Origin of the sequence: Tundrisphaera lichenicola, from assembly GCF_051175385.1 — a bacterium.
GTDB classification, from domain to species: Bacteria; Planctomycetota; Planctomycetia; order Isosphaerales; family Isosphaeraceae; genus Tundrisphaera; species Tundrisphaera lichenicola.
Map to the genome: position 1 here is coordinate 296443 of NZ_CP195106.1, position 19003 is coordinate 315445.

Annotated in this window: 16 protein-coding genes; 5 read left to right on the plus strand and 11 right to left on the minus strand. The window is 68.2% G+C overall.

From position 1 onward, the window contains the following. Window positions 1–1776 carry a C39 family peptidase gene (locus P12x_RS01225; RefSeq protein ID WP_435008999.1) on the plus strand — a complete coding sequence of 592 codons (1776 nt, stop codon included), beginning with the start codon at window positions 1–3 and terminating at the stop codon, window positions 1774–1776. A gap of 77 nt (window positions 1777–1853) precedes the next feature. Here P12x_RS01225 and P12x_RS01230 read toward each other — a convergent pair whose 3' ends face one another. Continuing rightward, window positions 1854–2426, minus strand: coding sequence for a hypothetical protein (locus P12x_RS01230; RefSeq protein ID WP_435009000.1), 573 nt, complete (start codon window positions 2424–2426; stop codon window positions 1854–1856). Between the two features lie 320 nt (window positions 2427–2746). Here P12x_RS01230 and P12x_RS01235 point away from each other — a divergent pair, with 320 nt between their 5' ends. Both P12x_RS01235 and P12x_RS01240 read left to right on the plus strand, forming a co-directional pair. Then, window positions 2747–3874 carry a diguanylate cyclase domain-containing protein gene (locus P12x_RS01235; RefSeq protein ID WP_435009001.1) on the plus strand — a complete coding sequence of 376 codons (1128 nt, stop codon included), beginning with the start codon at window positions 2747–2749 and terminating at the stop codon, window positions 3872–3874. A gap of 224 nt (window positions 3875–4098) precedes the next feature. Further along, window positions 4099–5046 carry a sulfotransferase domain-containing protein gene (locus P12x_RS01240; protein ID WP_435009002.1) on the plus strand — a complete coding sequence of 316 codons (948 nt, stop codon included), beginning with the start codon at window positions 4099–4101 and terminating at the stop codon, window positions 5044–5046. A 75-nt stretch (window positions 5047–5121) separates the two neighbouring features. Here P12x_RS01240 and pyk read toward each other — a convergent pair whose 3' ends face one another. From pyk to P12x_RS01260, 4 genes are all read right to left on the minus strand, one after another. After that, on the minus strand, window positions 5122–6585 hold the full coding sequence (pyk, locus tag P12x_RS01245; RefSeq protein ID WP_435009003.1) for a pyruvate kinase: 1464 nt from the start codon (window positions 6583–6585) through the stop codon (window positions 5122–5124). 185 nt (window positions 6586–6770) lie between these two features. Then, window positions 6771–7508 carry a PEP-CTERM sorting domain-containing protein gene (locus P12x_RS01250; protein ID WP_435009004.1) on the minus strand — a complete coding sequence of 246 codons (738 nt, stop codon included), beginning with the start codon at window positions 7506–7508 and terminating at the stop codon, window positions 6771–6773. 201 nt (window positions 7509–7709) lie between these two features. Next, a complete protein-coding gene (locus P12x_RS01255) occupies window positions 7710–8372 on the minus strand; it encodes a PEP-CTERM sorting domain-containing protein (protein ID WP_435009005.1) in 663 nt (220 codons plus the stop codon). 185 nt (window positions 8373–8557) lie between these two features. Then, the gene (locus P12x_RS01260) at window positions 8558–9295 is read right to left on the minus strand and encodes a PEP-CTERM sorting domain-containing protein (protein WP_435009006.1); all 738 of its coding nucleotides are present in this window, start codon (window positions 9293–9295) and stop codon (window positions 8558–8560) included. A 1017-nt stretch (window positions 9296–10312) separates the two neighbouring features. Between P12x_RS01260 and P12x_RS01265 the strand changes: the two genes are divergently transcribed. After that, complete coding sequence (locus tag P12x_RS01265; protein ID WP_435009007.1) at window positions 10313–10501, plus strand: hypothetical protein; 189 nt, start codon at window positions 10313–10315, stop codon at window positions 10499–10501. Between the two features lie 268 nt (window positions 10502–10769). Here the strand turns inward: P12x_RS01265 and P12x_RS01270 are convergent, their stop codons facing one another. Together P12x_RS01270 and P12x_RS01275 are read right to left on the minus strand one after the other, a co-directional pair. Continuing rightward, a complete protein-coding gene (locus P12x_RS01270) occupies window positions 10770–11630 on the minus strand; it encodes a fumarylacetoacetate hydrolase family protein (RefSeq protein WP_435009008.1) in 861 nt (286 codons plus the stop codon). A 396-nt stretch (window positions 11631–12026) separates the two neighbouring features. Further along, the gene (locus tag P12x_RS01275; protein WP_435009009.1) at window positions 12027–13364 is read right to left on the minus strand and encodes a DUF1501 domain-containing protein; all 1338 of its coding nucleotides are present in this window, start codon (window positions 13362–13364) and stop codon (window positions 12027–12029) included. Window positions 13365–13742: 378 nt separating this feature from the next. Between P12x_RS01275 and P12x_RS01280 the strand changes: the two genes are divergently transcribed. Further along, window positions 13743–15059, plus strand: a complete 1317-nt coding sequence (locus P12x_RS01280) for a hypothetical protein (RefSeq protein ID WP_435009010.1) — start codon at window positions 13743–13745, stop codon at window positions 15057–15059. A gap of 115 nt (window positions 15060–15174) precedes the next feature. On the opposite strand, the gene P12x_RS01285 is transcribed toward P12x_RS01280, so the two are convergent. The 4 genes from P12x_RS01285 to nadD all read right to left on the minus strand — a co-directional run bounded on the left by P12x_RS01285 (window position 15175) and on the right by nadD (window position 18804). Then, complete coding sequence (locus P12x_RS01285) at window positions 15175–16044, minus strand: tetratricopeptide repeat protein (RefSeq protein WP_435009011.1); 870 nt, start codon at window positions 16042–16044, stop codon at window positions 15175–15177. 174 nt (window positions 16045–16218) lie between these two features. Beyond that, window positions 16219–17181: a tryptophan--tRNA ligase gene (trpS, locus tag P12x_RS01290; protein ID WP_435009012.1), complete on the minus strand. Its 963-nt coding sequence runs from the start codon at window positions 17179–17181 to the stop codon at window positions 16219–16221. Window positions 17182–17232: 51 nt separating this feature from the next. After that, window positions 17233–18126 carry a Uma2 family endonuclease gene (locus P12x_RS01295; protein ID WP_435009013.1) on the minus strand — a complete coding sequence of 298 codons (894 nt, stop codon included), beginning with the start codon at window positions 18124–18126 and terminating at the stop codon, window positions 17233–17235. A gap of 69 nt (window positions 18127–18195) precedes the next feature. Further along, window positions 18196–18804, minus strand: coding sequence for a nicotinate-nucleotide adenylyltransferase (gene nadD / locus P12x_RS01300; RefSeq protein ID WP_435009014.1), 609 nt, complete (start codon window positions 18802–18804; stop codon window positions 18196–18198). Between the last annotated feature and the right edge of the window lie 199 nt (window positions 18805–19003).

The window sequence follows — 19003 nt, forward strand, 5'->3', positions numbered from 1 at the left end:
ATGGCATCGAATACCGGGGTGTTTCCCATGATCTTCAAGTCCAGCAAAGTCCGGCCTTCCCAATTACGTCGCGACCGGAGGACGATCCGCCCGGGGCTCGACCCCCTCGAACATCGCCGTTTGCTCACCACGGCGAGCTTCGCCGGCGGCATCCTCAGGATCGACGGGACCGACGGGCCCGACAAGATCTGGGTCCGGAATTATCCGGCCTCGAACCAGATCGGCATCGACTACGTCATGATCGGCGACAATGGCCAGGAGGTCTCCGGGATCCAGGCCGCCCGGATCAGCCGGATCGAGATCAACGGCAAGGACGGCGACGATGACATCCGCCTTTCGGGGCACAACGGGTCGACGGTCAACGCGGTCACCATCCCCTCGATCATCTTCGGTGGCGCCGGGGATGACTTTATCGTGGGCGGGGAGCGAGCCGATCAGATCGCGAGCGATGCCGATCGCGACCGGCCCGGATTCGACCCGGTCGGGAATGATACGGTCGTGGGGTCGGGTGGGGATGACTCGATCTGGGGCGGGCGCGGTCGCGACACCCTCTACGGCGGGGATGGCAACGATTATCTCTCCGGCCAGCAGGACGACGACAATCTCAATGGGGGGGCCGGCGATGATACGATCCTGGGGGAAGCCGGCAACGACGTGATCGCCGGCAACGAGGGTAACGACAAGCTCTATGGTGACGGCCAGCTCGACACGAATTCGGGCAACGACAAGCTCTACGGCGGCCCGGGCAATGATCAGCTCTGGGGAGGCCCGGGCGATGACCTCCTGAAGGGGGACGAGGGGGACGATTACCTGTCCGGCCAGCTGGGCAACGACGCCCTCTACGCCGTCAGCGGCTCGGACATCATGCTCGGCGAGGCGGGCGACGACAAATTCGTCTTCGCCGAAGGGGCCTACACCTGGGGCCTGGTCGACGGCGGCGCTGGGGTAAACACCCTGGACTATTCCCAGAGATCGACGGGCGTATCCGTGGATCTGGCGAGCGGCTCGGCCTCGGGGGTTTATGGGGGCCTGGCCGGCGTCCGGAATGTCCTCGGCGGCTCGGGTGCCGATCGGCTACTGGGCAACTCGCTGCCGAATGCCCTGGCCGGGAACGGGGGCGACGACTTCCTGGACGGCCGCGAGGGCGTCGATCGGCTTGACGGAGGCGCGGGCGTCGACCGACTCTACCTACAGGCGGGCGAGGCGTCGACCGGCGGTGAACGGGTGGAGATCGCCAACGTGCCGGTCGGCACGCCCCAGATTACCGGCTATACCTGCGGGCCGAACTCGGCGATGCGGCTCCTGATGGCTTACGGGTTCCGCCTCTCGGGGGTCGCCGAGAATGAACAGGCCTCCTCGATTTACAAACTCATGAGGAATTTCGCTCGTACGGAGGGACTCCTCACGAATTTGGGCTTTGGCACGTCCCCGGCCGCCCTGCGGGACGCGTTGAGGAATGTCCGACCCTCGACCCAGTTGGAGCAAGGAGTCTCAATCGATCGGGTCCTCCAGCTCCTCGAGCAGGGTCGCCCGGTCATCGCCCTGATCCGGGTGCCGGGCAGCGTCTGGGTCGGTGGGTCCTTCCCAATGCTCCATTATGTCACCCTCCGGGGGTTCGATCGCGGCACGCAGCAGGTGCTCATCAACGACAATGGCCAGGAGCGGTCGCAGGACATCGCCGGCTTTCGGGCCCAGTGGGAGTGGTCGATCGGATGGGGCATCCCCAAGATGGCCCTGGATGGATTCGGGGTACGCGGGCGTACGATCCTCTCCTGAGGGCCGGCGCGTCTCGCGAGGACCGGGGCGACATCGCCCCGGTTAACTCGCCGGCATCCGGTGGCCCTCCCCGAGGATCAGGGGAGGAACAGCGAAGCTCGGATCTGGGCCAGGATCGCCTGTTCGAGCTTCGGATCGCGACCCCGGGGGATCCAGAACGCCGGGGCCTGGACCGGCCCGACGACCTCGCGGGTCCGGTTGATCGGGAACTGGTTGTTGAAGACGGCCCGGCCGATCGACTGGCGATCGGGCTGGAGGAGGTCTTCCAGCTCCTTGTGGACCTCGACTCGGACCATCCACCCCTGTCCTGTGGGACTTGGCAGGATGGTGACGATGGCGAACCTTCGGATCGACTGGAGGGTCGACTCGAACCGCTCGCGGAAGCCGACGGAGTCTCCCTCCCAGGGCTCCAGCAAGGTTGCCCCGATTTTGGGCTGGGTGACGATCTTGCGCTGGACCCGGTCCTCGGAAGCGATGTCGAAATAGCTGTCGACGGCGACGACGGCGGCCTTGAAGACGGTCTCGAAATCGGCCGAGGGGACGACCATCGGGTTCTCGGAGACGACACGCGCACCACGCATGGTCGAGCAACCCGGGGCCGATCCGGCGACGAGTAATGCGATGCCGGTCAACACGAGCCTGAAATGCATGACATGCCTCGCCTCGGGGATGCCCTCCGGCCCTCGGATCGGGCGCGATCGGGATGGAACAGGCCGGGCCGCTTCGGTTTGGGTCGCAGCGCGAGGGAGGCAGGTGTCGCGGGCGGACGGTCGGCGCGTCGGCATGGTGCCGGAGCGTCCCGAATCTCGCAAGCCCGACCGCGCCAGATTGTAAAAACCGACCTAGGCTCTTCACATGGAGGGCCCGCCGGTCTGGTCATGGAACGCGAGGCGGCCCTAGCGACGGTGCGCCCTTCGCCCTCGGGGTCGCTCGAATCTTGGCCCTTCGGGCCCTGGATCAGGATCGAACCATGCCCAACATCGTCGAGACCCGGTCGTCCCCTTCCGCTTTTCGCCCGGCCTTCACGGCCCCGAGCCCATCCCGGCGGGATCTGGCGACCTCCCGCAGCGGGGCTTTCGCCTGGGTTCGAGCGATGGTCCCCGGATTCGGCCGGACCGCACCCGGCGACCCGGCCCTGGAAGCGTTCGCCCTCCTGTCGGCCTCGGCCCGGGACCCGGAGGAGATCCGGGTGGCCCTGGTCCGCCTGGCCTCGGAGATCTCCGGGGCTCCCCGAGTCGAGCTGATCCGCGATCGCGCCGGGGCCCAGCCCAGGCGGCTCGCCGTCTGGCCTACTTGTCCTCACCTCGACCCGATCGCCGACTCCGGATCGATGCCCAGGGGGCCATTCCGTCGGATGCTCCAGCAGGTTCGCGAGGGCCGGGCCCTCTCGCGTGCCCTGAGCCTGACGCTGAAGTCGGGCGAGACTTCCTTCGGGTCGCTCCGGCTGACCCTTCCGGTGACCCGGCCCTGGCGAGCCGGTGCCGAATCGCGGCTTCGCGCCCTCTGCGCCATCGCCGCCACGGCCGAGCGGGCCCTCTCGGCCTCGGCCTCGGCCCGGCCCGATCCCGAGCGTCGGGGCGACCCCGAACTCGGCCCGCAAGGTTCGGTGATCCTCACCGCCTTCCTGGGCTTCGCGCACGCCCAGGCCCGCCGGAGGCGTGAGCCACTCTCGCTCCTGGAGGTGACGGTCGACCGACTGTCGGCCCTCCGCGAACTGCTCGGCGACGAGCTCGCCGAACTGGCGATCGACCGGGTGGCCCGCGCGGCCCGGTCGACCGTCCGGTCCAGCGACGTCCTGACCCGGCTGGAAGACGGGCGGCTGGCCGTGATCCTGCCCAACGCCTCGGCCGAGAATGCGATGAGGGTCGCCGAGGCGATTCGCCAGGCGATCGCCCGGTCCGGTGCCGCCTCGACGACCATGCCGGCCCTGACCGCCTCGATCGGCCTGGCGAACTTCCCCGACCACGCCACCGATGTCCCCACGCTCCGGGCCGCCGCCGCCAACGCCCTGACGAGGGCCGAGGCCGAGGGACACGACCGGATCGCCACCGCCCCGGCCCTCCACCCGGCCCTCGATCGGGAACAACTCGCCGGATGAGGGGAGTGACCGGTACGGCCGGGGCCGACGGGCCGGGGTCGTGCCCGGTCGCGTCGGCCTTCGGCGTGATCTCGGGTACGTCCCGTGATCTCGGATTCGACCCGACCCGCCGGGCGCCGCGAGGTCGGGTTGACACTCCGGGGCGGCCTGTCTAGCCTGGGCCTCCTCCCGACCCGGTCGCGGCCCGAGGCCGATCGACCCGGATCGGCAGCGGAGGTCGCGCGATGTATGTCTTCTGCGTCGGGATGTATCGGGCCTGCTCCACCTGGCAGTACGAGGTCGTGGCCCACCTCCTGGAACGGCATCGAGGGGGCCGACGCCTCGGCTATCTGACCGGCGACCAGTTCGAAGAACTGGAGGATCGCGGGCCGGACGACGGGACCTGGAAGGTCTTGAAGTCGCACGAGGAACACAACCGGTTCGCCCTGGCCCTGGCGCAGGGGCGGGCCTTTGGCGTTTACGCTCACCGGGACGTCCGCGATGTCGCTTATTCGCTGATGCACAAGCGTAAGCTTGGCTTTGGTTCTCTGGTGACGCAGGGGATGGTCCATCAGGTCCTGGCCAATGACCGATTCTGGACGGCCCAGCCCCGGACCATCTCCCAGCGCTACGACCGGCTCGTCGAGGACCCCGCGACCGGCGTCGAGGGACTCGCGGCGCATCTCGGGATCGATCTGGAGCCCGGCGAGTCGGCCCGGGTCGCCTCCGAATACTCGTTCGAGGCCAATCGCAAGCGGACCATCGACCTGGGCCGGAAGCTCGAACAAGGCGGGGTCGACCTGGACGATCCCTCGATCGCCCAGGCCCACGACCGGCAGACGCTCCTGCACTGGAACCACATGCGCGAAGGTCGGGTCGGCGACTGGCGAGAACGGGCCACGCCCCACGAGCGGGCGGTCCTGGCCCGGACCTGCGGCCGATGGCTGGTCGACCACGGCTACGAGCCCGACGACCCCGGGGCGATCGCCCTGGCCCGATCCGGGGAGCCGGGCGGGGTCCTGAACGCCCTCCGTCGCGAGTTGGCGATGGCCCGGGGGGCGGTCGCCTGCCGGCTCCGATGCCTCTCGCTCCGCCATCCCAGGCTGGCCCGCTCGGTCAAGCCGCTGCTGGGGATCGCCCCGGAAGCTCCCCTGGCCCAGCCCGCGCCCGTGGCGTCGCCCGCCGAGCATTGACCGGTAGGGCGGGGCTTCGCCCTGCCGGGTCCGGTTCCGCGTCAGGGCGAGCCCTGACCTACGAGATCTGGACCATCATCGGACTTCCTTGACGAGCATCGCGTTATGCGTGGGATTGCCGGGGATGGTCCCTCGGACGAGGATCATGAGGCTCCCGGCCGATGCGATCCCGTGGGTCCTGGCCCAATCCTCGGCGATCGTCATGGCGTGTTCGACATCGACGATATTGGGGGCGTGGATCGGCGTGACGCCCCAGTAGAGGGCCATGGCCCGGGCGGTTTCGGGGTCGTCGGCCAGGGCCAGGGTGGGCGTGGCGTTCCGGTGCTTCGAGGCGGCCAGGGCCGTCCGGCCCGATCGGGTGGCCACCACCAGGAGCGCGGCGTTCAGGCGTCGGCAGGCCAGGCTGGCGGCGTCGACCACCGCCTCGGTGATCGGCGTGATCCACCCCCGGTTGCTCCAGCCCAGGCCCAGGTCGACCGGGCTTTGCGGCCCCTTCGAGGCCAGGAAGGATTCCGCCCGGCCGACGATCCGGCTCATGGTCTCGACCGCCTCGACCGGGTAGCGACCGATGGCGGTCTCGCCCGAGAGCATCACCGCGTCGGTCCCGTCGAGCACCGCGTTGAAGACGTCGCTGGCCTCGGCGCGGGTGGGGCGGTTCGAGGTCTCCATGCTGTTGAGCATCTGAGTGGCCGTGATCACCGGAATCCGGGCCCGATGGCAGGCGGCGATCACCCGCTTCTGGATCGCCGGGACCTCGGCCACGTCCATCTCGACGCCCAGGTCGCCCCGGGCCACCATCACCGCGTCGGTCCGGGCGATGATCCCGTCGAGGTCGGCGACCGCCTCGGGCTTCTCGATCTTGGCGACGATCCGGGCCTTGCACCCCCGCGATTCCAGCTCGGCCCGGAGCGTGGAGATGTCGTCGGCCTTGCGGACGAATGAGAGCCCGACGTACTCGACCCCCTCGCGGGCGGTCCAGTCGAGGTCGGCGAGGTCCTTCTCGGTGAGCGTCGGGATGCTCAGCCCGACGCCGGGGAGGTTAAGGCCCTGCCTCGATCGGAGCCGACCGTCCAGCGTGACCACCAGCCGGGCGGACCCACCGACCGCTTCGACCACCTTCATCGCCACCGCACCGTCGGCGAAGAGGACGACGTCGCCGAGCTTCAGGTCTCGGGGCAGTTCGCGATAGGTGCAGGTGAACTGCCGGGGGTCGTCCGAGGTCCGGTCCGTGACCAGGGTGAACTCGTCGCCGAGCCGGCACTCGACCTCGTCGCCGGGGATCGGCCCGAGGCGGATCTTGGGGCCGCCCAGGTCCTGCAGGATGGCCAGCGAACGCCCCGAGGCCCGCTCGACGGCCCGGATGGCGTGGTGGGTCGCGGAATGCTCGTCGCGGGTCCCGTGCGAGAAGTTGAGCCGGAAGACGTCGACCCCGGCCTCGACCAGAGCGGCGATCGTGGCCGGGTCGCTCGACGCCGGGCCGAGCGTGGCCACGATCTTGGTCCGGACCTGGCCCATCGGCTCAAGCTGGCGGATCGACATGAGGCCGGCTCCTTCCTGGGGGGAAGTTCGCGGGAAGCACGGCCCCGGATTGTAGCGAGAGGGGCGGACCCGGGATACCTCCGGTGGTCCGGGAGGCCCGGAGGGCTTGCGCGAAATAGGGGGGCTGGCCGATGGCGCCGCGGGCCATCGGTCACCCCGAGTTTCTTCGCCGGTGGTTGCCGGACTTACGCCTTGATCTGGCGACGAGCGAGGGCCATCCCCCCGAAGATCGCGGTGAAGAGGGCGATCGTGGAAGGTTCGGGGGCGGGGGTGGGCAGGATGGTCTGGGCGGCGACGGGCGGGGTGAGGGTCTTCTCGGGGGGGAGTTTCAGGTCGCCGAAGCGGATCGGGAAGGAGTAGCGGGTCAGGTGGTCCTGGGTGCTGCCCCCCATCCCGCCGGGCTTGAGCGCCTTGATGGTCGCGATGACGTTCGATTCGCCGGTCGGCGAGACGGTGCCGTTCAGCTCGCCCCGGATCAGGAGGCTGGCCTCGGTCACGGTCTTGGTGCCGAGCCGGCTGCCGAACTTGGGGAGGATCTGGTGGAGCAGCGGGACGGTGCTGGTCTTGTCGAACTGGGGGGCCCGGACCTCGATGGTGAAGGGGGTGTGGTCGTAGGTGGTGACCTGTCCGGTCGGGACGGCCGTGGCGGGGATCACGAACTGGCCGAGCTGGATCGTCTCGCCCGACTTCGGGGTGTAGCTGGCGTGGCTGACCCCCTGGAACTGGAGGACCGACGGCCCTTCGATCGTGCCCTGGCCCGCCTTGTAGTTGATGACCCCGGTGGTGTTGTAGATCAACGGCCGCCGGATCGCGGCGGCGTTCTGCTGGGTCGCGGCCTGGGCCGTCGACGAGAGCCCGGCGATTGCCAGGGCCAGGGCCATCGGGGCGCGCGAGATCGCCTGGGAGATTCCAAATCCGCGCATGGTCACTTCCTTGTGGGCGAAGGAGGGACGGGGGGCGGGGCGGGCCCGGCCTTGGGAGGCCCCGCGCTCCGTCGGGAGAAGTGTCGAGAGTCGAACCCGCCCGCGGCCGAGGTCGAGGGGGGATTCCCTCGGATCGGCGACGGGCGGGTGGGCGAATCGATGATGCGATCGGTCGGATCGGTCGGCCGGATCCCTCGGGGATCAGGCCTGCGAGCGGCGGAGGCGTCGGCGGAGGCCCCAGCCCACGATGGCGACGGCGAAGGCGGCGACCGAGGTCGGCTCGGGGGCCGCGGGCGGCAGGGGGGTGCCGGCCACGAGCACCTGGCCGATCAGCGTGGTCGTCCCGAAGCTGGAACCATTGGGGGACGCGACCCCCTGCGGGAACCCGAGCTGGAGGTCCGTGGCCGCGAATGGCGGCGTGGTGTTCGGGTCATTGAAGGGGTTGCCGGTGATCGACGTGACCGAGGCCAGCATGTCCGAGTAGCCGTTCCTGATCGACCCGTTCAGCTCGCCCTGGATCCGGAAGGTGTAGGAGCCCGGTTCGGCGCCGCTGCCGTCCGGGAGGGCCGTGATCTTCAGGTCGATGGTGAACGGGGTGTGGTCGTAGGTCAGGGTGGCGGTCGAGGGCAGGGGGTTGGTCGTGATCGTGCCGAGCGTGAAGGCCCCCGGCGTGGTCAGGATCGAGCCGCTGTCCCCGACTCCGGACAGGGAGATCGGGCCGTTGGACACGTCGCCCAGGGTGGCGCTGGTCGTGTAGTTGTACGATTGGATCGCCGCGGCGCCGGCCTCTTGGGCGGGCAGGGCGGCGAGTGCCAGGGTGGCGGTCAAGGTTGCGATCGCGAGTCGGGGAATCATTCGCCACATGGAGGGAGTCTCCGGAGTCGGTGGGCGACGGGGGCGGGTCAGGCCTGGTCACGTCGCTCGGTTGGTGTAGGGGTCCGTTCCGTGGAAAGAGTCGAGAACCGGAGACAAGGCCCGCCACCGGGTCGGCCGCCGTCCCGAATTCGGGGGCGGCTCGGCCCTGGAGGCGAGCCCGATTCGCATCCGGCTTAGGCCGATTTGCGGGCCCGGAGCCGCCGGCGAAGGCCGAAGCCGACCAGCGAGGTTCCGAGGATGGCCAGGGTGGTCGGCTCTGGGACCTGGTTGCCATCGCCGGCCGGGGCCGGGCTGGTGGTGACGACGCGGGCCTGGATCGTGGTCCGACCGCCGGCCGAGGACGGGGTCAGGTCCAGGGGATTGTTCAGCACGCTCAGGGTGCTCAGGTACTGGCCGTCCTTCACCGAGAAGACCGGGCTGTCGATGGTGTCGAAGGTCGCCTTCACGCTCGACTGGCTGCCCGAGATCTTGCCGTCGAGGGTGCCTTTGATCGTGATCGGGGTGGCACCGGCCGGCAGGGCGATGCCGGCCACGCTCACGGGGTTGTAGGTGATCGCGAACTTGGCGTTGTTGTAGACCGTCTCCGAGCCTTCCGGCAGGGTCGAGACCACGAACTCGCCCAGGCTCAGCGACGAGGGGGCCGCGTACGAGCCGCTGGCCACCGGGTTGAAGCTGATGACGTTGGTCCCGGTGATCCCGTCGGTCAGGACCGTCCCCGAGGTGCTGTAGACCTGGGCGATCCCGGGGACCACGACCGTGGTCGGGGCCGCGGTGGCCGCAGCCTCCGCCGAAGACGTGGTGTTCACCGTGCCGCTGATCACGGCCGCCGAGGCACTGGTGCCGGTCAGGCCCAGGCACGCCAGGGCGAAGGCCGACTTCCGCAGAACGTTGTTGCTGGTGATCTTGCGCATCGATTCCATACTCCTGAAACAGTGTCGTGCCCAAGCCATCCCGAAGCCAACCAAGGGAACCGGGCCACCCGGAAACGACCACGATCCGTCTCTTCCTTGACGGGAAGATGGGGGACCGCTCGTCCGCGACCGGCGGAGCACGGGCGTGCCACGCTCGAAAGCGGACTGTCGGAATGCGTCGGATGTCGCAAGGGGGAAGTTCTTAGATGAACGACGGACGCGGCGGCGCTCCTGCTCGATTCGACTCCGGAATCCTTTCCTCGCCCCGGAACCCTCACGGGGCGTGCCGAACTCCTCCCGCCCTCCTTGGCGTTGGTGCGATTGAGGACTTGAGAGGCCTCATCGTGCCGCAACCGAAGTGACGGAAGCGAACCGGCGGGACAATAATCCAGATCGATCCGGGAGTAAACCTCAAGTCTTCGGAATTTTCTGCCGGGGGGCGACGAGGGGGGGCTGGCGGACTTTTCCGCTTGGGTCAACGGGGTCTCGCCGGCCGGGTGGCCGGGGTCTTGCGGTACCCCGCAACCCCGGCGAGGGTGGTCTGGTCCGGAGCCCCGACGCCTATCTGGGGCCGATGCGCCGGGCTGGCGATGCCGTGCCCAATGGCGGTCTCTCGAACGCGAACCTCGGGTGGCCGCGCATGAGCCGGGGTTGCGGAGTACCGCAAGACCCCGGCCACCCGGCCGCTGAAGGCCCGACCAACTTCTCGTCCTTGAGAAGCCGGCCGGGCCGCCACGAGCGACCTCAAGGATTCAGGGACGGTCACGTGAGCCGTTTCCCGGTCCCGGAACCGCCACGTGCCCCCGACATCTTCGGCGGGGATACGCGGGGCTGTCACTCGCGGCGGAAAATACCCTTCACGGTAGAGGGTCGCACATTTCGTGCCTAAATAAAAATAAATAATCATTATATTTTTTGCGAATATGAGAATCATTTTGAGTGACACAAACTCCGACGGCACGCCTATAATGATGCAGGCCGATCGAGCCCGATCCATGACCAGGAAACCACTTGCCCATGCCGCCCTATCTGGTCGCCCTCCTGATGATCGCCCTGGCCTTCCTGGCCGGTTTATTGTTTCGGGATCACACCCGAACCTTGCGTAAGGAGCTTCGCCGGACCGAAGCCGACGGTATCCATTTGGACTTTCGACTGGAAAGCCTGAGTCGAGAGTCACATCAGTGGACCAAGAAGGATCTCGATTGACCCCGAAGGCCGATCGATGCTCCCGCCCCGGTGGAGCGCAGATGGTCCGGGGCCTCGCCGGCCATCCGGGTTCGATGCGCCGGGCTGGCCAGGTCGTGCCCCTGCCACCCGGGCGCATCAGGGTCTTCGCCTCTTTCTCCCTCCGGCAGAGGGAGAAGGAGGCAGATCAGGCCGGTTCGACCGGGGGAATTGGGTTAGTCTTTCCATCTCGCGAGAGAGAGACGTGGGCAGCAAGGCGAGGGCGGCCGGGGTTCGGCTCGTCGGGGCCTCAGTGGCGTACGACCGGGTTCCGGAGCGTTCCCAGGCCGTCGATTTCGATCTCGACGATGTCGCCGGGCTGGAGCCAGACCGGGGGCTTGCGGGCCATCCCGACGCCCGGCGGGGTCCCGGTGAAGATCAGGTCGCCCGGTTCCAGGGTGAAGATCGCCGAGAGGTATTCGATCACCTCGGCGACGCCGAAGACCAGTTGCGAGGTGTTCGAGTCCTGCATCGTCCGGCCGTTGACCCGGGCTCGGATCCCCAGGGCCTGCGGGTCGGGGACCTCGTCCGGGGTGACCACGAAGGGGCCGAGCGGTGCGAAGGTGTCGAAGGTCTTGCCGGCCATCCACTGCTTGCCGGGCTTGCCCAGCTGCCAGTCGCGGGCCGAGACATCATTCCCGACCGCGTAGCCGCCGACATGCTCCATCGCCCGATCGCGCTCGATGTGCCGGCCCCCTCGGCCGACCACGATCACCAGCTCGGCCTCGTAGTCGACTTCCTGGCTCGAAGCCGGCAGGACGATCTCGGCCCCCTGTCCGATCAGGGTGGTGGGATATTTGCTGAAGAGGATCGGCTCGGTGGGGACTTCCATCCCGCTCTCGGCCGCGTGGTCGCGATAGTTCAGGCCGAGGCAGACGATCTTGGCCGCGTCGGGCACCGGGGCCAGCAAGGTGCACTTGGCCGGGTCGTGCTTCCAGCCCCCGCGAGGCAGCGCGACCTTCATCCGCTCGACCCCTTCCGGGCCCAGGGCCAGGAGCCCTTTCACGGTCGACGGCAGGGTCGAGTCGGCGTAGTTGAGATCGACGTAACTCCCTTCGAACTCCCCGCAGGCCCGGGGGCCTTGGTCGGTCAGGACGGTCACCAGTTTCATTGTTGTCGTCTCCAGGGCAGGGCGGCGGCGGCGGAGTCTGCTCCGCCCGATCGGCGGTGGAAGCCGCCCAAGGTATCCCCTCGAACGCCTCGGAAACAGGGGGTGGCCGGAAAGCAACGAAATTCCCGGGCCGGGAATGTGTGCCCGGAAGTCGCGGGGATTACCCCGGGTGGAGTCCTCCGCCCCCTCTCCCTGGCCCTCTCCCGCGAAGGGAGAGGGGATCGGTCTTCGGCGATGAATCGATCGCCCGTCCCTGGGAGCCTGATCGCCTCCCCCCGGCGCGGGGGAGGGTTTGGGAGAGGGGGGGAGCAGGCCGGGCAAGACCAGAAACCCTGGTTTCACCCGGCCGGGAGTTGTGGCGAAGATCGCCCGGGCTCGTCGGGGAGCCCGGTCGGATCAGATCAGCTCGCGGATCGGCTCGAGTTCGTCGAGCAGTCGCATTGGGCGGTCGCCCCGGTCGGGGACCGTGGTATCGGGGTTGATCCCGAGGGTGTGGTAGAGGGTGGCGAAGACTTCCTGGAAGGAGATCGGTCGGTCCTTGGGGACCTCGGCCCACTTGGTGGTCTGGCCGATCACCTGGCCGGTCCTGAGCCCCCCCCCGGCGACGATCGCGAAGTTGTTCTGGGGCCAGTGGTCTCGGCCGCCCTGGGCGTTGATCTGGGGTGTCCGGCCGAACTCGCCCCAGCAGATCACCGTGACGTCGTCCTGGAGGCCTCGGGCGTGGAGGTCGCCGATCAGGGCCGAGAGGGCCATGTCGAGCTTGGGCAGGCGTTCGCGGCACTGGCCGAAGTTGTTGCTGTGGTAGTCCCATCGGCCGAAGCCCAGGGTGACGCACCGGGCGCCGGCCTCGACCAGCCGACGGGCCATCAGGAAGTGGTCCATGCAGCAGGGGCCGCCGTCATCGACCGGGTTCATGTCACCGATCCCGTATCGGGCGCGGAGTCGGGGGTCCTCGCGGGTCACGTCGAGCGCGTGGGCGAGCTTGCTGGAGGAGAGGATCTCGAAGGCCCGGCGCTGGAAGGAGTCCATCCCGTCGAGCGCCCCGGTCCGGTCGAGGTCGCTCCGGAGGTCGTCCATCTGCCCCTGGAGCCCTCGACGGCCGCTGAGGCGGTCCAGGGTCAGGCCCTGGGGTCGGAGGGTGGCCAGGTCGTCGCCGTTGGGAGTGAACGGGGCGTGCGGCAGGCCGAGATAGCCGGGGTTGCCGTTATTCGCCCAGGGGGGGTGCCCCATCGAGGGGGAGAGCCCGAAGAAGGGGGGCACGGCGGGGTCGACCGGCCCCTGGAGGTACGAGAGGATCGCGCCCAGCGACGGTCGGCCGCCCTGGGCCTTGCTGACGACCGAGGGATAGCCGGTCAGGCATTGCTCGGCGGCGTGCTCGCCCCGGGCCCCCACGATCGTCCGGAGGATCGAGTACTTGTCGGCCATCCGGGCCAGCCGGGGCAGGTGCTCGCAGATGTCGATGCCCGGGACGTTGGTGGCGATCGGCTTGAACTCGCCCCGGATGGCCTCGGGCGCGTCGGGCTTCATGTCGACCATGTCCTGGTGCGGCGCCCCGCCCGGCAGGAAGACCATGATGATCGACTTGTGACGCCGCTTCGAGCCGGTCTGCGACTCGGCCCGGAGGATCTCGGGCAAGCTCATGCCCCCCAGCGCCAGGCCGCCAATCCGGAGGAAGTCACGCCGAGTGGCCCCGTCGCAAGTCCTTCCCTGGGCCCGTCCACGAATGGTCAGCATGACTGCTCCTCCTGCTTTGAGGTCAACTTCGGCGCCATTGCCGAACCGATTTCGAGCAAGTGTTAAACAAAGTCTAACATCCGGGCAAACACCGAGCAAGGTGAAGGGTTGAGAACGAGATGCCAGACCTCAAACTCCCGCATAACCGTTACCCCTTTTCTTCAACTTACGAAATGGCAGGCTCCTTCGTGACTTCGAAGCGGGATGATCGAGGGAAGGCGGTCCTTGAACCGTCGACCGGCGATCCGGTCCGATCCTGGAACGATGGGAGCCAATTGTCTTCTCTTACTTTTGTCGTTGATGCCAGCCGAGGGTATCGGTACGCTGGATTCAGGCTGGGCGGGATCTCGGGTTCGAGGGGCATGGGGAGGGCGTTCGATGGGTCTGGCAACTCGTGATTCTTCGACCATCGAGGGGTGGAAGGCCCCGGTTCGCCTGGCCTGGCGGCACCGCTGGGGCCTGGCCGCCGTTGCGGGCCTGCTCGCCTTTGGCGGGCTCTGGGCCTGGTGGGCCACCCAGCTCTGGGGCCTGCCCGACATCGGCGACCCGTTCGATGTCGCGGCGTTCGAAACCTTCAGCGTCCCCGACGAGCGCAATGCCTTCTTCGAGTATCGCGATGCTTCCGCGTTGACCATGTCGACCTGGAAGAAGATCCGGGGCAACAAGAGTGGCCCGGAACTCGAATTCCCCAAGGAGGGATGGTCGAAGGCCAATTCCGTCTGGCGCGACTTCCTGGCCCAGTCGGGCGAGGCTCTCACTATCTGGAGGGCCGGGAGCGAGAAGCCGGGTTTTCTTTATATCCATCCCGACGGGTTGAGCTTCGGGACCTTGCTCCCAGTCTCTCAGGAACTTCGGATGCTGGCCAGGCTCGCGATCCTGGAAGGCTCGCGGCTCGAAGCCGAGGGGGACATGGCCGGTGCCTGGGGATGGTATCGCGCGGCCCTGCGATCGAGTCGCCATAGCGGACTTCACGGCTTCATGATCGAGCGGCTGATCGGGGCCGCCATGCATGAGGACGCGTCGAAGGGCCTGACCCGGTGGGCTTCCGACCCTCGGGTCGACGCCCCGCTCCTCCGCCGGGCGCTCGATGAGGTGATCGCCATCGACGCCATGACGGCGCCCCATTCGGTGGCCCTCAAACTCGAATACCTGGTCTCGATCCGGTCAATGGGCGACCCCAACCTCATCGGAGATGTTCTGGTCCAACAAAACACGAATGAAGCCGCCGATTGGTGTCAGGAGTTGCCCATTTCGGATCTCAACAAAGAGCGAATCCAGGAGGTCCGCGTCCTGGCCGCGAACGACCGGGAGCGGAGCGTTCGCGTCTCTCGGCTCATGATGGCCAACTGGCTGGCCCAGGTCGACAAGCCCCCTTCGCGACGGGCGAGACTCTACCGGGCCGACCCGCCGATCTATGAACTCGACCCGGACGGCCCTCCCGAGTCGAAGGCCATCCCGCCCGAGGAACTCTCGCGATGGCTCGATTCGTCGATGCTCGCGGCACGACATTTCCGGTTCCTGAGCAAGTACACTCCGGCGATCGAAAAAGAGCGAGTTCGCCAGGCTCGATTGGTGGTCCACCTGGCGGATCAGCTCTACCGGCGCGAGCACGGGGGGACCCCGCCGACTTCGCCGGAGGCACTGGTCGGGCCTTATTTGAAGGCCTTGCCCGAGGAGTTCGTGGTCGATCCTTGATCCAGGGTGGTTTTTGACAAGGAGGCACGTAGGGTGGCGTCGAGCGAAGCGAGGCCCACCGCAATTTACCTGGTGGGCCTCGCTTCACTCGACGTCACCCTACAGGACCAGTGTTTCAGCGACGGAGCCGCTCGGATATCTCTCGGGCGACGGGAGATTCGGGCTGGAGGTGGAGGGCCCGCTCGGCGGCGAGCCGGGCCTGTTCGGGCTTCCGGTCGGCCTCGAAGGCCCGGGCGAGCACCAGCAGGACATCGGCCCGGCCGGTGAGGTTTTCGGCGGCGAATTTGAGGTCCGAGATTGCCGAGCCGGGGCGGTTCAGGGCCAAGAGGGTCAGGCCCCTCTGGAAGCGGACGTCGGCGTCCTCGGGGCTCAGCTCGGTCGCCTGATCGAGCCGGACCAGGGCTTGCTCGGGCTGGCCCCGATCGAGCTGGATCGCGGCGACCCGGACGATCGCCGGTGGCGAGGCGGGGTCGAGTTCGAGCGAGCGGAAATAAGCCGCCAGGGCGTCATCGCGGCGGCCGAGGGTTTCCAGGGTCTTCCCCCGGGCAAAGTGGGCCTCGGCCCGATGGGGCTCGACCTCGATGGCCTTCTCGAACCGGCAGAGTGCCTCCGCAGGGCGGTCCATCCTGGCGTCGATCTGGCCGAGCCCGACCAGTGCCCCGACGTAGTGCGGCTCCAGGATCAAGGCCCGGCGGAATTCGTTCTCGGCCCCGCCCAGGTCGTTCTGGAATTGCAGGACCTTGCCGAGCCGGTAATGAAGCTCGGCCGAGCTGGGCGTCTGGACCAGCAGCTTTTCCAGGTCGGCTCGGGCCTGGGGGTAGTCGCCCCGGTCCATGGCCGAGGTGGCCGCCTGGCTCAACTGCTGGCGGCGCAAGGCCATCTCGGGGGCTTCGGCGGCCAGCTCGCGACGTTGCCGGACCGCAGCACATCCCGGGAGCAGGCCCAGGGCGACGCAACACCCGGCTATCACGGCCGATCGCCGCATGCGTCCCCTCCCTGGTTAGGATTTCGGCCCGAAGGACGAACGCCCCGTCCCCGATCATCCCTAACTTCGGCACGATCGCGCGGTCGAGTTGAGGCAGACGTGGGATTGAGCACCCGGAGGGCCGCAAGAATAGGCCCGAGGCCCTCCTCGGTCAATCCCGATCCCGGGGCGGCTTCAGCCCACTCCGCTCGCCGATCGGGCGCGATCGAGGACGACCCGGGCGGCCTTCCGGGCGCGTTCGGCGGCGGCCCGGCGGACCTCGGCCACCCGCTCGGGGTGGGCGACCAGGTCGGCCCTCCGCTCGCGGGGCTCGGCGAATCTCCGGCTGATATGTTCGGCCAGTCGGGTCTTCACCTCGCCATAGCCGATGCCCCCGGCTCGGTATCGGCCCTCGACCTCGGCCACCTCGTCGGCCGGGGCGAACAGCTTGAAGAGTCCGAACAGGTTGTCGGTCTCGGGGTCCTTGGGGGCTTCGACCGGCGTGCTGTCGGTCACGATCTTCTTGCACTTCTTGAGGATCGTCCTGGGGTCGTCGAAGATTTCGATGGTGTTGTCGTAGCTCTTGGACATCTTCCGGCCGTCCAGCCCGGGGACCACGGCCACGGAGTCGAGGATCAGCGGCTTGGGGAGCTTGAAGGTCTCGCCGTGGACGTGGTTGAACCGCTCGGCGATATCCCGGGTGATCTCCAGGTGCTGCTTCTGGTCCTGCCCGACGGGGACGACGTCGGCGTCATAGAGCAGGATGTCGGCCGCCTGGAGGACCGGATAAGCGAACAGGCCGTGCTCGGCGGGGAGTCCCTGCTGGACCTTGTCCTTGTAGCTGACGCACTTCTCCAGCCAGCCCATCGGGGTGACGCTGGTCAGGAGCCAGGCCAGTTCTGTCGTCTCGGGGACGTCGGACTGGACGAACAGCGTGGCCGACTCGGGGTCGAGCCCCAGGGCCAGCAGGTCCACGATCACGTCGAAGACATACCCGCGCAGCCTGGCCGCGTCGCGGACGCTGGTCAGGGCGTGATAGTCGGCCACGAAATAGTAGGCGTCGTTGTCGCGCTGGAGGTCGATATACTGGCGGATCGCCCCCAGATAGTTGCCGATGTGCAGGGCGCCCGATGGCTGGATTCCGGACAGGACACGCATGGCTTCTCGCGAGTCGGTGGACAAGGGGCCAGTCGGCCCCGGAGCGGTGGATCAATCGGACTCTTCCGGGTCCAGGCCCAGAGCCCGGAGCCGGGCCGCCAGTCGGTCGGCCCTCCGTTTCTCGGCCTCGGCCCGGATCCGCTCGGCCTCGGCCTTCTGCATCTCGGCTTCGGCCCGGATCCGCTCGGCCTCGGCCTTTCGCTTCTCGGTGGCGGCCTTGCGCCTTTCCGCCTCGGCTCGACGATGTTCGGCCCCGGCGCGGTCGGTCGCTTCGCGGGCGATCTGCTCCGAGGCGTCGCGTTGTCGGGCGGTCTCGGCGAAGGTCGTGAAGCGTCGGCCGTCGGGGTCGAAGATGGTCAGATCTTCCCCCAACTCGAACCGGATGCCCAGCCGGGGGCTGACCCAGCCGGAGGTCTCGACGATCGGCCGGAGGATTTCGCCTTCGCGGATCCAGCCGTCCATCCGGATCTTGTACGGGTCGAAGTAATAATACTCTTCGACCCCATAGCGTTCGTAGAAATTGCGCTTGTAGTCCATCACCCGTTGGCGGTTGCTGGGCGAATGGATCTCGAAGACGACCTGCGGCCCGATGCCCCCCTCCTCGTGCTGGATGTAGGAGGTCCGATAGCCTTTGGGCCGTCCGAAGATGACCATCACGTCGGGGGCCAGCCGTCTCCTGTTCTTCCCCTCGACGGGATACCACATCTGGTTGCCCGCGACGAAGACGTCGGGGTTGTCGGCGAAGACGACGTCGAGCCCCCCCTTGATCGTGACGATCCACTCGTACTGGAGGGTGTTGTCCGACATCGGCCGCCCATCATCCCCGGGATAGTTGACGTTGGGCGGCCCGAAGAGCGGTTCGGGGGCGTGGTCGCGGGGCCGTCGCCGTCCCCACGGGGGGTTGTCGAGCCATCGGAGAGATTCGGGCGATGTTCGGGTACTCATGGCGGTCCCGGCCTCGATCCGAGGGGTGGCGTCCGGACATCCCGGGCGATCGGTCCTTCAGGTTCCAGTCTACCCGCGATCCGGGCCCGACGCGACCTCGGGCGGGTAGAGGCCGTGGGCCTCGATGTACGCCTCGACGGCCCGGGGGACCTGGTATCGGATCGACCGCCCCTCGCGCCGACGTCGGCGGATCTCGTGCGAGGCCAGGCCGATCGGCGGGATGGTGACCCGGCGGATCGGCCGGGCTCCGGCGGGGAGTTCGGGCAGGGTCGGCTCGAACCCCGGGCGGTTGGCCACGACCAGGGTGGCCATCCGGAGGATCTGGCCGGGCTCTCGCCAGTGGGGGAGGTCGACCAGGCTGTCGGCGCCGATCAGGAAGAACAGCTCGTCCTCGGGCCTCTCCCGGCGGATCACCTCCAGGGTGTCGACACTATAATGAGGGCCGGGCCGCCTGGTCTCGATCTCCGAGACCTCGAAGGCCGGATGCCCGGCGACCGCCAGCCGGACCATCTCCACCCGGTGATCGACGGCGGTCCGCCCCTCCGGCTTGTGCGGCGGGGAGCCGCTCACCACGAACCAGACCCGGTCCAGCTCGCACGCCTCGCGACACGCCTCGGCCAGGATCAGGTGCCCGAGGTGGATCGGGTCGAACGTGCCGCCATAGAGACCGAGTCGCATCGCCGATTCGCTCCGCGAGAAATCCGGCCCGGGGTCCTCGACATCCCCGGAGCCTCCAGCATGATCGGTCCCAGGGTAATCCCCGGGACGCTCGGGGACCAGAGCGAGGGCCCGACAATCCTCGGGCGTCCGTGGCGTCGAGGATCTTCGCGCCCGACCCGGACGGGCTATCCGGCGATGAGGCGGCGGAAATTTGTCC